The sequence below is a fragment of the Pseudomonas sp. C321 genome (assembly GCF_055407105.1).
The window spans coordinates 48,218-61,348 of the sequence record NZ_JBUZRB010000009.1; the positions used below are offsets into that span (position 1 = coordinate 48,218).

Here is a 13,131-nt window from a genome sequence, read left to right on the forward strand (position 1 = left end):
TATAGTAAGTCATCCGCATATCGTGGTTCAGACGATACTCTGGGCTGATGATGACCGAGGTCATATTCCCCTTTCAGCAACCTGCTAAGGTCTAAAGCCCCTGAAACTTCCACGGAAGGCTAGATTTCAGTCCCCATGACAACGGATTGATGATCGGAGCATTCACGTTGAAAAGCTGGCACTGTATCGTTGGTATATTGCTAATCACCACCCTTACTTTGTTGATTGAGGTCCCTGTTGATACCTGGCTGACCTCGGCGACCCTGAGCCTGGTCCTCGGTACTACAGCGTTGGTTTATATGGCCGCGTCCTGCCTGTTGGCCAGTCGCTGGCGTGTGGTTGAGAACCTGTTTGGCGGCCTGGACCGGGTCTATGATTCGCATAAGTGGCTGGGAATTTGGGCTCTGGTATTTGCCACGTATCACTTTGTGTTCAAGGCTAACCTGGACGTGTGGAACAGCGTACCTATTCTGGAACTCCCCAAGTACTGGACGCGACTGGTACGCCAATTGAGCTACGTCACCTTGGGCCTGATTGTACTGCTCGCTTTAAACCGTAAGATCCCTTACCGCCTTTGGCGCTGGTGGCACAAATTATCCGGCCCGCTGTTTCTGATCGTAATTTTGCATTGGCTGAGCTTCAAGTCACCCATCACCCTGGCCAGTCCTTCAGGCATTTGGTTGATGCTGTTCTGCGGGCTGGGTGTGGTGGCAGCACTCTATAAACTGATGCTCTATCCATTTCTCGCCCGTGCAGGGGAATACCGAGTTACGGCAGTTTCCAGCGACAAAGGCGCGCTACATTTGACACTGGCAACCGTGCATAAAGGGTTTTCCTTCAAGGCCGGGCAGTTCGCTTTTCTGGCGATGAAGCAAAAGGGTCTGCGTGAGCCGCACCCGTTCACCATTGCCAGCGCCTATGAGGCAAATGGGCAAATTGAGTTCGTGATCAGGGCCCTGGGTGATTACACCCAAAAGCTGCGCGAGCAGGTCAAAATTGGCATGCTCGCGGATATCTACGCCCCTTATGGACGCTTTAAGCGCCAGCCCCAGGCCGAACGAGAAGTCTGGATTGGCGCAGGTGTGGGTATTTCACCTTTTATTTCCTGGTTGCAAGACCCGGGCGGCCAAGACTTCGACAAAGCCACCTTGGTCTATTGCTTCAACCCCTCGCGGGCCTTCCCGCCCGCCGAACAGTTGCAAGCCATGGCCGAGGTACGTGGAGTGCAGTTCGTAGGCAATGTCGGTGGCGTCGATCAGTTGGCCGAAACCCTGCGTCAGGCAGTAGCCCAGACCGAACCCCACAAGGTTCAGGTCAGTTTCTGTGGTCCCAAGGGGTTACTGGCTCAGGTTCGTGAACTGATGCGTGCCATCCAGATTCCGGAAGCCAACCTGCACATCGAACTCTTCGAGTTCCGTTGAGCCGGCGGGCTGCCGTTTACTGAATCGACCCTGGTTTTGTCACTCGATATGAGGGGCTCATTTTGCTGGCGTCATTGAGTCGCCCTGAGGAAAGTGCGCGTTTAGATGACTTTACTCAGCCTTTTCGATGGTCGACGCGAGCGGTAACCAGATGCAAACTTCAAATCCGTTCTGTCGACCTGTTGCAGGCGAAGCCAATACCATTCTCGCGTTGACTCCCTGCACAATGGTTTTGACAATCGCTAACCCCAACCCTGAACCGCTGGCTTCGCTGTTGCCCCGTACAAAGCGCTCGGTCAAGCGCTGCAACATCGGCTCAGGCACCGTCGGGCCACTGTTGACCACCTTCAGCAACGCCTGGTCGGTGAGGCTGACCACAATCGGTTGTTCCGCTGCGCCGTACTTCAGCGCATTCTCGATCAGGTTGCGCAACAGGATGCCGAAGGCGTCTGGGTCAATGGCCGAGTACACGCTGACCTGGGCTGGCAATTGCAACTCGATCCGGTACCCGCGGCTGTGGTTCCACTCATCGACTACATGGGCCAGCAACGGTATCAGGTCCTGGGGCGATTCGGACAATAGCCCGCCACCCTCGGCTTTGGCCAGTTGCATAAGCCTTTCCGAGAGCCGCGCCAGCTCCCGTAACGAGTTTTCAATCTTCATCGCACGCACTCGCAACGGGCCTTCGGGCGCTTCCTGGCACAGCCGTTGAGTCTGCGCTAGCGTCGCGGCCAGTGGCGTGCGTAGTTCGTGGGCACTATTGGCGGTAAAGCTGCGCTCGGCCTCCAAGGCTTTGCGCAAACGCTCCAGCAAATGGTTGACCGCGTCGGCCAATGGATCGATTTCTGCAGGCAGGCGCTCCACTTTAATTGGCGACAGATCACCCACACCGCGAGCCTCCACAGCACGACGATAGGCCAACACGCTGCGCAGACTGATGCGCACAAACAACCAAGTGCCCAACAGGCTGATGGGAATCAGCGCCAATAACGGCAACAACAAGGCAAACAAGGCTTCCCGCGCAGCTTCACGGCGATGGTCAAGGGGTTCGGCGATCTCAATAAACACCGTTTCCCGCAGTGCGCTGGCGCCATACAGACGGTATTTTTTAGTGGTGGAAAAACCTTCAGCCGGTTGCTTGTTGAAAATCTTCGGGTTGGCGTCGTGGGACTGCATCAGGATCTCACCCTTGGCATTGCGCACCAGGTACGTCAGATATTCCTTGTGCATTTTCAGGGTGGCCACGTGCTGTGCCTCACGGGGTTCTTCCCGGTTGCTGATTTCCAGCACGGCCAGGGGCAGGATGCGTTGTGCGGTCTCTTCCAGTGCGCTGTCGAACGCTTCGTTCAACTCATGTTGCACCACCAGCCAGGCGCCAACGGTCGCCCCCAGCCAGAGCAAGGTCATGCCCAGGGTTAACCCCAGGCCAAGACGCTTTTGCAGACTTGAAGACGACTTCATGCGGACATCAACCGGTAACCCATCCCGCGCACGGTTTCAATCAGCTCGCGCCCCAGTTTTTTACGTAGGCGACTGATGTAGACCTCAATGGTGTTGCTCTCGATTTCGGCGCCAAAGGCGTACAAGCGTTCTTCGAACTGCGATTTGGACAGCAGCGCACTGGGGCGCTGGACAAACGCTTCGAACAGCGCCCACTCGCGGGACGTCAGGTCCACGGTCGCACCGCAGCGATGTACCGTACGGGCGCTCATATCGACCTGCAAATCGCCGAGTTTGATCTGCGGATTGGGGTTGCCGCTGTAACGTCGGGCCACTGCGGCCACACGAGCCGAGAGCTCGAACAGGTCGAACGGTTTGACCAGATAGTCGTCGGCCCCGGCGTTGAGGCCGGCGATACGATCGGAAATCTGATCCTGGGCGGTCAGGATAATCACCGGGGTGACGTCCCCCGCTGAGCGCTGCTGGCGCAAAAAGTCCAGCCCGCGACCGTCCGGCAACATCAGGTCAAGCAGGATCAAGTCGTAAGGCGTGGTGCGCACGCTGTTGCGCGCATGGTCCAGGCGCTGCACCCAGTCCACGGCATGGCCGTCATCGGCGATCTGCTCGCGCACTGCCTCCCCCAGTCCAGGTGCATCCTCGACCAATAAAACTCGCATCTGGCACCTCCTGTGATGGTTGTCGTGCAACACCTTAATTGCCTTACCTGACGTGAATCTGAAGATTCAGTTGGTTGTCAGGAATGCACCTTAGGGTATGCCTCAGATGCCACCCCCCGCAGGAGACAGATCATGAAAACAGGCTTTATTGCCAGTACCGCGCTGTTGAGCTTGTTGCTCAGCGGTTATGCCCTGGCCGATGACGACTGCAGCGACCCGGTCAGCGACTGGCAACCGCGCGAAACCTTGCGTCAGCAGGTGGAGCAGCAATACGGCTGGAGCGTGCAGCGCATCAAGGTCGACGACGGTTGCTACAAGCTCAAGGGTGCTGACCGCAAGGGCAACGCTATCGAAGCTCGCTACGCGCCGGCCTCTCTGCGTCTGCGCACGTTGCAGATCAATTTTCGCGACGATGGCGACGCCGGGGATTATCTCGTCAGCCGTCCCCCTGAGTGATCGCCCCCGCCCGAGAACTGATTTTTTCCAGGCCTTTCAGGTTGCTGTCAGCCAGCAGGTCCAGGCTCTCGCCACAACACTCAAACAGGACACTCCCATGAAAAAAATCATCGCTGCAACCTGCCTCGTCGGTGCCATTGTCCTGCCGGGCCTGGCCCAGGCCCGTGAAGTGACGCTGACCACCCAGCTCAAGGACTACAGCGCAAACGATGCGTATCTGGCGATCTACGTCACCGACGCCAATGGCCAATACCAGAAAACCCTGTGGGTGGCCGGCAAGAAGGCCAAGTACTACCGGCACTTGACCGACTGGGCTCGTGGCAGCGGGATGAAGCCGAGCGAATTTGACGGGGTCAGCGGGGCCAGTGTCGGCAGCGGGCGCACCCTCAAAGTCAGCGTTGAACTGGCAGACACCTTGATCGATGCCGGGTATCAGATCCGCATCGACAGCGCCGTCGAGGACAAGCGTGATGCCCGCGCCGATGTCAGCGTACCTCTGACTTCCAAGGGCGCAGGCAAACCGGTGACCGGCAGTACCTACGTCGAGTCCTTTACTTACGATCTGTAGCACCTGCCATTTCTGGAGGCTGAACATGCTTCGCCAGTTCCATTCACTGCCCGGCCTGATCGCTGCCCTGTTGGTCATGCTGTTGGCCATCAGCGGTGCGGTGTTGTCCGTTGATCCGGCCCTGGAACGCCTGCACAGCACGTCCACCGCTATCGGGCATCTCAACGTTGGCCAGTTGGCCGGGCGTGTTGCCAGCCACTTCCCGGGCGTGGAGCAAATCCAGCGCACAGCGTCCGGCACGGTCATCGTCTACTACAACCAGAACGGTCAGGCCGGGGCCGAAAAGGTTGACCCACTGACCGGCCAGGGCCTCGCGCCCTACGAGCCCTCGGCCTTCTCACGCTGGATGAAAGACCTGCATCGCTCGCTGTTTCTGGGCACACCGGGCCACGGGGTGTCGGGCGCCGGGGCGCTGTTCATGTTGATGCTGTCGGTGTCCGGCGCGCTGTTGCTGGCCCGTCGCCTGGGCGGCTGGCGAAATCTGCTCCGGCCACTGCAGGGCACCTTCAACCAGCGCTGGCACGCGCAAGTCGGGCGCCTGGCAGTGCTCGGGCTGCTGCTGTCGGCATTGAGCGGGCTCTATATGTCGGCCACTACCTTCGGCTTGATCTCCGACGGCAGTCAGAGTGAACCGGCCTACCCCGCCCACGTCAGCGCCGGCTCGGCTTTGCCAGTGGCGAACCTGCAAGCCTTGCAGGCCACCGACCTGAATGACCTGCGCGAACTGGTTTACCCAAGCCCCGGTAATCCGCAGGACGTGTTTTCCCTGCGCACGGCTCAAGGCGATGGCTACGTGGACCCGGCCAGCGGTGCTTTGCTGTCCTATCAAACCCACGACTCGATGCACAACGTTTACGAATGGATATACCGGTTGCACACCGGTGAAGGTCTTTGGTGGTTGGGTCTGCCGCTCGGGCTCTGCGCCCTCTGTGTACCGTTGATGAGCGTGACCGGCATTCTGCTGTGGTGGCGCCGCCGCAAGGCCGGCCCGAACATCCGCCACAACAGCCCCGCCCAATCCGCCGACAGCGTGATTCTGGTGGGCAGTGAAAACAACAGCACCTGGGGCTTTGCCAAAACCTTGCATGAAGCCTTGCACCTGGCCGGACATCGGGTACATAGCGCGGCGATGAATCAATACGCCAACGACTACGGCAACGCTCAGCGCGTGTTCATCCTTACCGCGACCCACGGCGACGGCGACGCACCGGCCTCGGCCTCGCAGTTCCTGGCACGACTGACCAAAGTCGGCCTCAAACCCGGCCTGCCATTTGCCGTGCTGGGTTTGGGTGACCGGCAGTTTGCGCAGTTCTGTCAGTACGCCCATCAGGTGCAGGACGCCATGTTACAGGCCGGTGGTTCGTCGTTGCTGGGGCTGGAAACCGTCAACCGTCAGTCCTCTCAGGAGTTTGCTCGCTGGGGCCATGCGTTGGGCGAAGTACTGGGGCATGACCTGCTACTGGTCCATGCCCCGCAGCGGCCGCACACCCATCAATTGGAGCTGACGGAGCGCATCGTCTACGGCGAACAGGTGAATGCGCCGACCCACGTACTACGCTTCAAGGCACCCAACGAGATGCCGGGCTTTCTGGCCGGTGACCTGGTTGGGATTTTTCCTCCGGATAGCCCGGTCCCGCGTTTTTACTCGCTGGCCAGCAGCTCAGAAGACGATGTGCTGGAGATCTGCGTACGTAAACACGAAGGCGGCGTGTGCTCGGAATTTCTTCATGGCCTGAACATCGGCGCGTCGATCGAAGCCTTTATCCAGCCCAACCCGCAATTTCGTCCGGCGTCGGGTGCGCACCCGGTGATTCTGATCGGCGCCGGTACCGGCATTGGTCCCCTGGCCGGTTTTATCCGCAACAACAAGGCCCGACATCCCATGCACTTGTATTGGGGCGGGCGCAACCCGGCCTCGGATTTTCTCTACGAACCGGAGCTTAACCGTTACCTGGCAGACCGGCGCCTGACCGTATTGCGCGCAGCTTTTTCCCAGGTGCAGGACCGCAGTTACGTGCAAGACCGGCTGATCAGCGATGCCCTGGCCTTGCGCCGGCTAATTGAAAAAGGCGCCCAAGTGTTGGTGTGTGGCAGTCGCGAGATGGCCAAAGGCGTGATGCAAGCCCTGGATGAAGTACTGGCGCCGCTCAACCTGAGCGTGCTGATCCTCAAGGCACAAGGACGCTACCGTGAAGATGTCTACTGATGTGCAACGCTACAGCCTCAACGGCGAGACCATGGGCACCCGTTACACCGCGCTGTTCTATGCCGGTGTCGGGATCGATACCGACGAGATCGGCCTTAGCCTGGCACGTGCCGTGGGCCGGGTGGACCAGCAAATGTCCACCTGGAGACCCGACTCCGACCTCAACCGCCTCAACACGGCGCCCGAGCAGCAATGGCTGTCTGTGCCCAAGGAGCTGACCACGGTGCTGTCCGCCGCGCTGCGGGTCAGTCAGCAATCGAGCGGAGCCTTCGACATCGCCGTCGGTGATCTGGTGGCCGCCTGGGGGTTCGGTCCCGGCGAACAATCAGTCACGGAGCCGGCGCTCGGTACGATGCCATCGCGAACCAGGCTGTCCGCCAGCGCAGCGCTGGTGGTTGACCCGCAACGCAATCAAGTGCGTAAACGTGCGCCGCTCAACCTTGACTTGAATGGCATCGCCAAGGGGTTTGGCGTCGATGAACTGGCCCGCTGCCTGGAGGGCTTTGGCATCGCCTGCTACCTGGTTGGCATCGACGGCGAGATGCGCGCCCGTGGCGTCAAACCTGATGCTCAGCCCTGGGTCGTGGCCATTGAAAAACCCTGTCGGGGCGTGCGGGAAGTCATGGGTGTGATGGAACTCAGTGATGCCGCCATCGCCACGTCCGGGGACTACCGACACTGGGTCGATGTGAGGGGGCAGTCCTATGCCCACACCATAAACCCGGCCACCAGCGCACCGTTGTGCAACCTTCTCGCGGCCGTCACCGTGGTGGCGGCCTCGTGCATGCTCGCCGATGCTTGGGCCACGGCGCTGATGGTGCTGGGCGAAATCGAAGGCCCACGCCTGGCGCAGGCGCGCGAGATGGACGCGTTGTTCGTGCTGCGCGACGGTAAACAGTTCAAGGAAATATCCATTGTCGGTGGCCAATTGCAGGCGCAGATTGAAACGCGCTGAGTCCCCTTGCCGAGCGAACGTTTTTACAAACGGTCTTATCCGCACAATGACAGTGAGTCACGTTAAACCATGAAATTCATGCACAGACATACCGAGTCTCACCGCAGTGATCGTATCGGCTGGCTTCGCGCCGCCGTCCTGGGGGCCAACGACGGAATCGTCTCCACCGCCAGTCTGTTGATTGGCGTCGCTGCCGCCAACGCCACTCACTCAACCCTGCTGGTCACCGGGATGGCGGGGTTGGTGGCGGGTGCCATGTCCATGGCGGCGGGCGAATACGTCTCCGTGCATTCTCAGGCGGATACCGAACGGGCGGACCTGTCCCGGGAGCGGGCCGAACTGGCGAGCGACCCAAAGGCCGAACACACCGAACTGGCCAATATCTACAGGCATCGCGGTGTATCACCCGAACTGGCGCATCAGGTTGCCGACCAATTGATGGCCCATGACGCCCTCGGCTCCCACGCCCGGGACGAACTGGGTATCAGCGAAGCGCTCACCGCCAAACCGCTACAGGCCGCTCTTGCCTCGGCCGCCAGTTTTGTGGTTGGCGCAGCCTTGCCGTTGGCGGTGATTTTCATCGCGCCAACGCAGAGTGTTGTGCCGTGGATTTGTGGTATGTCGCTGGTGTTTCTCGGGGGGCTGGGGGCCATCGCCGCCAAGGCCGGGGGCGCCAGGGTCATGATCGGCGCCTGGCGCGTGACGCTTTGGGGCGCCCTGGCCATGGGCATTACAGCGTTGGTGGGGGCGTTGTTCGGAGCGGTGGTTTAGTTCGCGCCGGAAACCACGATCAAGTGCTGGAGCAACAACGCGGTCAGCCGATCAGCCAGCGACACCGACTGAACCGGGAGCGCATGGCTGCGCTAGCCAGGTTGTTCATTTCCTATCCGCACGAGCTACATATATATCCTTATCCCATAACTAGCCTCGGCGTTAGAACTCAATGCAGTAGCCGGGTGCGGTAATTGCGCACGTCCGGATCTATACGGCTAACGGAAGACATAACTAGTCAGAGACTTGATCCTTGTCATATTTGTGAGCGTATTCAGGTTTATATTGTCCGTGTTTGCCAAGCAACCCAATTTGCCACGCAATCCACGAAGTCCCAGAAAAAAGCGGAGTATTATTATGAGTGGCTATAACGCAGTATTGGCAAGAAATACGAAAAATGCTGCAAGAAGTATAGGTCCATATTCACAAACTGTAGCGTTCTCTCATTATAACAACCTGTCAGCTCAATTGCCGATCGACCCAAAATCTGGGAAATTGGTAGCTGGTGGTGTAAAAGAGCAGGCAGGGCAATGCTTTGAAAATATCAAGGCAATTCTAGAAAGTATCGACCATGTTATGGATGATATTGTTAAAGTCAGCATATTTCTTAAGAATATTTCAGATGTTGACGCTGTAAATAAAGTGTATGCAACATTTTTTTCTGGCTATGTTCCTGTACTGACGACCGTCGCAGTTGCCGCCCTACCTATGGATGCCTTGGTGCAAGTTGAAGCACTTGTGTCGAACGGCGAGGGTACAATTCCAAACGCGCCACAGGCAGGCGATCTAGTAAAGACTACAAAAAATACGGAAAACGCACCAGTAAGCTCTCTGTCTACGCAAACTGTAGCGTTCTCTCATTATAATAACCTTTCAGCCCAATTACCTATCGACCCAAAATCTGGGAAATTGGTAGCGGGTGGTGTGAAAGAGCAGGTCGGTCAGTGCCTGAAGAATGTCAAGGCAATTTTAGAAAGTATCGACGTTCCTTTTGATGATATTGTTAAAGTAAATATTTACCTTAAAGATCTCTCGGATATTGAAGCTGTAAACGAAGTTTACACAACATTTTTCCCAGACTCAGCTATCGCTAGGACCGTAGCCTATGTTCCTGCACGGACGGCAATTGCAGTTTCAGCTTTGCCTATGGATGCTTTGGTACAAATCGAAGTAGTTGTGTCACACGGCGATGGCACACCACCGCAAATTGTTGAAGATAGACATGGCCTCGTCATCAGGGCAAACAATACAGAAGACGCACCAAAAAGCGCTCTATCTACACAAACGGTAGCTTTTTCTCATTACAACCACCTCTCAGCTCAATTGCCTGTAGACCCAAAAACGGGTGAAGTGGTTGGCGGTGGTGTAAAAGAGCAGGCTGGTCAGTGCTTGAAAAACATCAAGGCAATTGTGGAAAGTATCAATCACGTTATGGGTGATGTGGTTAAGATAAATATCTTCCTCAAAAATATCGAAGATATTGACGCTGTAGATGAGGTTTACACAACATTCTTCCCAGGCGGTATTCCTGCACGAAGGACAGTGGGTGTATCAGCTTTGCTTCAAGATGCTTTGATCCAAATCGAAGCAGTTTTGTCACACGCGGAAGGCACGCCTCCAAACGCATAACAGACATTTATTTGTCAACGCAGAAACCGCCATGGGTACTTATTAGTGCCGGCGGTTAATGCGAGATCGCATGTGAAATTATAAAAAGGAAACTGGAAATAGTGTCCAGCTTCCTTTTTTAATAGTGCAAATTTTTTACTAAAAAGCACATCTAAAACTAAATCCCCCCCCGTTTTCTGCCTCATGCGATGGGCCGCTATGGGTCCAGATTGTGTGAAAACGCATGCTCCGTTTTGCAGTCTGCGCGGCTACGTAAAATCTGCCAGCATTTTGTTGGTCAGCAAGACCGAAAATTTGCCTAGGCCGAGCTGACGGTCTGAGAGGCAGGTGGTTTGAGCGTATATGAGAAGTACTCCATGACACCTTTTGGCATTCCAAAAACTAGCCCCGGAAGGCAGGGAATAGCATTTGGAATACCAAAATCGCTGGAACTCAAGAAGCTTCTGCGGAGCGCCAACCAATGGCGCTGAAAGCCCCCATATTTACTGAGTTCCAGGCACAAAAAAAGACGTCCTAGGACGTCTTTTTTCGTTGAAGTGGTGGGCCGGGGTCGTTTGAACTCGACTTGTTTATCCCCATTTCTATTGGTCCGCACCTAGGGGCTGATTTCTGGGGATACAGCACGGGATACACGCTCCCTTCTCCTAATCTTAATTAGGGTTAAAGCTCGATCATGTCAGCGATCTGAAAGCCCAGATTTGTAAGCTCGTTCATCTCTCCTTTTGCACCTCGTGCAACGACCAATCCTTTCGTGCGTAAATCTTCGAGGGCATGCTCCCACTTTGCAATTTCTCGCCTATCTCCACTACCGACAAAATTCTTGCCATTTGTCTGCACGTTGGTGCCGTTCAGGTGACGGATGTACATGATGCTTCCATGCAGATCCTGACTCGCTTCCTTCAGCAAAACCCGGGCTTCAACCGTTAGCTCGGGAATCTCCGTTTTGGACTCAACGACTTCTGTAACCTGTTGGCTTTGCGCTTTGTTAAATAGGGGATGTTGATTCACCTTCAATTGCAGGTGGCGGTAGAGCTTCGTTCTAAAGTCAGCATGATTGTCGTAGCTTTCGTACAACCCCCTACGTTGACAATCAGCTTTGAATTTTTTAACGCTTGCAACCTGCTCCAAGTCGACCATATCCATGGCCACAGGCTGAGAGGAAAAATAAAGCATTGCGGGTTTACCGGACTCGATATGCCTTTCCAGTTCCTCAACGGTGCCGCTCGCATAGCCATCAGTTGCAGTACCAATTCTCGTCCAGAATACCCCTACAAGCAGGTCGCAATTTTCAACGATTTGTTTGTTGATAATGGCTTGGGGAGGGGCACCCATCTCGGGAGATGAATGCGACTCCCATCCAATAGGGAGTAGGACAATCTTCCTGGAGTTTGAGTTGACCGCATTCCACTCGTAGATGACGTCACGAACAATTGCTCGCTCGGATGCAACATCGCCTGGAGACGCGATCATCACATTGAAGGTTTCGGCGGTATAGCTCATTGCACTTCCCCTGAATTCTCATTTTTCCGGATTTCATGCTTTGACGAGGGAATCAGGTCTGGCTTAGTAGACAGTAGGGTCTCCCGCAGTACACGACCGCTAGCGCTGTCTACTTTGTACACGGTTCTTTCTATCAGAAGAAATGTGCTCTTGCCGTCAGCCAATATAAGCGTGCCTGTCAGTTTCGCGCCCTTATCAGTGGTGAGAGAGTGTTGCTTGTCTAGGCCCTTACTAAGCTCCTGAGGAGTAAAGCCCTTCACTTAAGCCGTGCTCATTTTTATGCCCTGTTGGACACCCATCGATGGGGCAAAAAAGGCCATGAAAATCAGGAAACCAATCCAGCATGCTAGGCCGATAACGGTATCTACTCTTGCATTATTGCCCACAAGACTTACAAAAGCCGCCGCTACTGCGATGAAGCAAAAGGCGAGAATACCTGGGCCGATGATTGGGACGTAGCTCGCTGCGGCCAGAGCGCCAGAGAACAGGCTGATGTAGCCGTAGAGAAGCAGGCTAGGTGTACTCAGGGCAATTTCGTTGGTATCGATACCAAAGCCATTGTAGTAGCCAACTAGAAGAGAGTAGCCATACACCACGAGCGCCGCTTGAAGGCCAAGGCCCGCGTAGTTGATGAGCTTAAATGCCAAGTCAATGTTGGTTTCAGACCCCTTCAGTTCGGGTGTTCGCTCGGGGGCAGTTTTGGCCGGCGGTGTCACTAGAGGATTTTGGGCTACGAGGGTGATGGGGGTCACTAACTCCACACGGATCGATTTATCTTTCTTCCAGAACACAGCGCATCCCTGCTTATTTTAACGAGATGGAACCATACCTAGATCGATGCATCGCCGGCTAGGCCCACTGAGAACATTAGGTTTTCAGAGCGCAGAAACAGCGGGGGGGCCTGACGTTTTCGGCTGCACACGGGGTCGGAAACCCGCGACATCGTGGTAGCGATAGGCTTCCCAGCTTACTGAAATTTCAACGTTGAAATTGAAAGGATCTTGAAGAAAAAAGGTCATCGTTACCGTGCTGGTAAAGATATCCTTTTGTGTTGCTGATAACGCACGCATGGCGTTCGTCAACCGAGTCAACCTGTCAACCAACTTCAAAAATCCACCCGCTAACACGAACGCGCGGTTTTTCTGCCCCGTACCAATCGCAATTGCCCAGGGTCCCCGACCACCTCCAAAGCTATAGGGCAGATGCACAGGTGAACCGCAGTTCACCAAGTTCACCTGTTCACTAAGCTGGGCACCTTTCCGCTAACAAGATCGGGCGGGTTACTCGCCCCGTGTCGAGGGGTATTCCTCTGGGGCCCCAGAACTTTAATCTGCCCGTTACCAATGTTGGCTAGTCGAGGCCGGTAGAAACTCCGAAGGAAGGAGACAACTCGGTTCTCGCGCTGATGGTTACCCTCGCATGGGGTTCTAGGGGGGCTTAAGGAGAAGTCATTTGTTTCCTGTGAAACAAGTGTTACAGGTGTATCTTTGTAGACAACGTATTGAAAA

At 55.8% G+C, this 13,131-nt stretch carries 11 protein-coding genes; 7 read left to right on the forward strand and 4 right to left on the reverse strand.

Going from position 1 to position 13,131, the window contains the following annotated elements; genetic code table 11:
* Nucleotides 1-167: 167 nt before the first annotated feature.
* Nucleotides 168-1,421 carry a ferredoxin reductase family protein gene (locus ACZRJ6_RS22345; RefSeq protein WP_463970203.1) on the forward strand — a complete coding sequence of 418 codons (1,254 nt, stop codon included), beginning with the start codon at nucleotides 168-170 and terminating at the stop codon, nucleotides 1,419-1,421.
* A gap of 111 nt (nucleotides 1,422-1,532) precedes the next feature.
* Here ACZRJ6_RS22345 and ACZRJ6_RS22350 read toward each other — a convergent pair whose 3' ends face one another.
* Both ACZRJ6_RS22350 and ACZRJ6_RS22355 read right to left on the reverse strand, forming a co-directional pair.
* Nucleotides 1,533-2,882 (reverse strand): sensor histidine kinase, encoded by a 1,350-nt coding sequence (locus ACZRJ6_RS22350; RefSeq protein WP_463970146.1) that lies wholly within the window; start codon nucleotides 2,880-2,882, stop codon nucleotides 1,533-1,535.
* Nucleotides 2,879-3,538, reverse strand: coding sequence for a response regulator transcription factor (locus ACZRJ6_RS22355; protein ID WP_463970147.1), 660 nt, complete (start codon nucleotides 3,536-3,538; stop codon nucleotides 2,879-2,881). Before ACZRJ6_RS22355 ends, ACZRJ6_RS22350 begins: the two co-directional genes overlap by 4 nt.
* Before the next feature lie 132 nt (nucleotides 3,539-3,670).
* Between ACZRJ6_RS22355 and ACZRJ6_RS22360 the strand changes: the two genes are divergently transcribed.
* The 6 genes from ACZRJ6_RS22360 (at nucleotide 3,671) to ACZRJ6_RS22385 (ending at nucleotide 10,123) form a co-directional block, all read left to right on the forward strand.
* A complete protein-coding gene (locus ACZRJ6_RS22360; RefSeq protein ID WP_463970148.1) occupies nucleotides 3,671-3,994 on the forward strand; it encodes a PepSY domain-containing protein in 324 nt (107 codons plus the stop codon).
* A 97-nt stretch (nucleotides 3,995-4,091) separates the two neighbouring features.
* Nucleotides 4,092-4,562: a DUF2271 domain-containing protein gene (locus ACZRJ6_RS22365; RefSeq protein WP_463970149.1), complete on the forward strand. Its 471-nt coding sequence runs from the start codon at nucleotides 4,092-4,094 to the stop codon at nucleotides 4,560-4,562.
* A 25-nt stretch (nucleotides 4,563-4,587) separates the two neighbouring features.
* The gene (locus ACZRJ6_RS22370) at nucleotides 4,588-6,768 is read left to right on the forward strand and encodes a PepSY domain-containing protein (RefSeq protein ID WP_463970150.1); all 2,181 of its coding nucleotides are present in this window, start codon (nucleotides 4,588-4,590) and stop codon (nucleotides 6,766-6,768) included.
* On the forward strand, nucleotides 6,758-7,723 hold the full coding sequence (locus tag ACZRJ6_RS22375) for an FAD:protein FMN transferase (RefSeq protein ID WP_463970204.1): 966 nt from the start codon (nucleotides 6,758-6,760) through the stop codon (nucleotides 7,721-7,723). Before ACZRJ6_RS22370 ends, ACZRJ6_RS22375 begins: the two co-directional genes overlap by 11 nt.
* A 69-nt stretch (nucleotides 7,724-7,792) precedes the next feature.
* A complete protein-coding gene (locus ACZRJ6_RS22380; protein ID WP_463970151.1) occupies nucleotides 7,793-8,494 on the forward strand; it encodes a VIT1/CCC1 transporter family protein in 702 nt (233 codons plus the stop codon).
* A 357-nt stretch (nucleotides 8,495-8,851) separates the two neighbouring features.
* Nucleotides 8,852-10,123, forward strand: a complete 1,272-nt coding sequence (locus tag ACZRJ6_RS22385; protein WP_463970152.1) for a Rid family detoxifying hydrolase — start codon at nucleotides 8,852-8,854, stop codon at nucleotides 10,121-10,123.
* 660 nt (nucleotides 10,124-10,783) lie between these two features.
* Here the strand turns inward: ACZRJ6_RS22385 and ACZRJ6_RS22390 are convergent.
* Both ACZRJ6_RS22390 and ACZRJ6_RS22395 read right to left on the reverse strand, forming a co-directional pair.
* The gene (locus tag ACZRJ6_RS22390) at nucleotides 10,784-11,623 is read right to left on the reverse strand and encodes a DUF4062 domain-containing protein (RefSeq protein ID WP_463970153.1); all 840 of its coding nucleotides are present in this window, start codon (nucleotides 11,621-11,623) and stop codon (nucleotides 10,784-10,786) included.
* A 260-nt stretch (nucleotides 11,624-11,883) separates the two neighbouring features.
* Nucleotides 11,884-12,414 carry a hypothetical protein gene (locus ACZRJ6_RS22395; RefSeq protein ID WP_463970154.1) on the reverse strand — a complete coding sequence of 177 codons (531 nt, stop codon included), beginning with the start codon at nucleotides 12,412-12,414 and terminating at the stop codon, nucleotides 11,884-11,886.
* Nucleotides 12,415-13,131 lie beyond the last annotated feature (717 nt).

What these genes read in the sequence shown, in the direction of transcription:
- ACZRJ6_RS22350 (WP_463970146.1), bottom strand. Translation starts at nt 2,882, where the DNA reads ATGAAGTCGTCTTCAAGTCTGCAAAAGCGTCTTGGCCTGGGGTTAACC.
- ACZRJ6_RS22355 (WP_463970147.1), bottom strand. Translation starts at nt 3,538, where the DNA reads ATGCGAGTTTTATTGGTCGAGGATGCACCTGGACTGGGGGAGGCAGTG.
- ACZRJ6_RS22360 (WP_463970148.1), top strand. Translation starts at nt 3,671, where the DNA reads ATGAAAACAGGCTTTATTGCCAGTACCGCGCTGTTGAGCTTGTTGCTC.
- ACZRJ6_RS22365 (WP_463970149.1), top strand. Translation starts at nt 4,092, where the DNA reads ATGAAAAAAATCATCGCTGCAACCTGCCTCGTCGGTGCCATTGTCCTG.
- ACZRJ6_RS22370 (WP_463970150.1), top strand. Translation starts at nt 4,588, where the DNA reads ATGCTTCGCCAGTTCCATTCACTGCCCGGCCTGATCGCTGCCCTGTTG.
- ACZRJ6_RS22375 (WP_463970204.1), top strand. Translation starts at nt 6,758, where the DNA reads ATGTCTACTGATGTGCAACGCTACAGCCTCAACGGCGAGACCATGGGC.
- ACZRJ6_RS22380 (WP_463970151.1), top strand. Translation starts at nt 7,793, where the DNA reads ATGAAATTCATGCACAGACATACCGAGTCTCACCGCAGTGATCGTATC.
- ACZRJ6_RS22385 (WP_463970152.1), top strand. Translation starts at nt 8,852, where the DNA reads ATGAGTGGCTATAACGCAGTATTGGCAAGAAATACGAAAAATGCTGCA.
- ACZRJ6_RS22390 (WP_463970153.1), bottom strand. Translation starts at nt 11,623, where the DNA reads ATGAGCTATACCGCCGAAACCTTCAATGTGATGATCGCGTCTCCAGGC.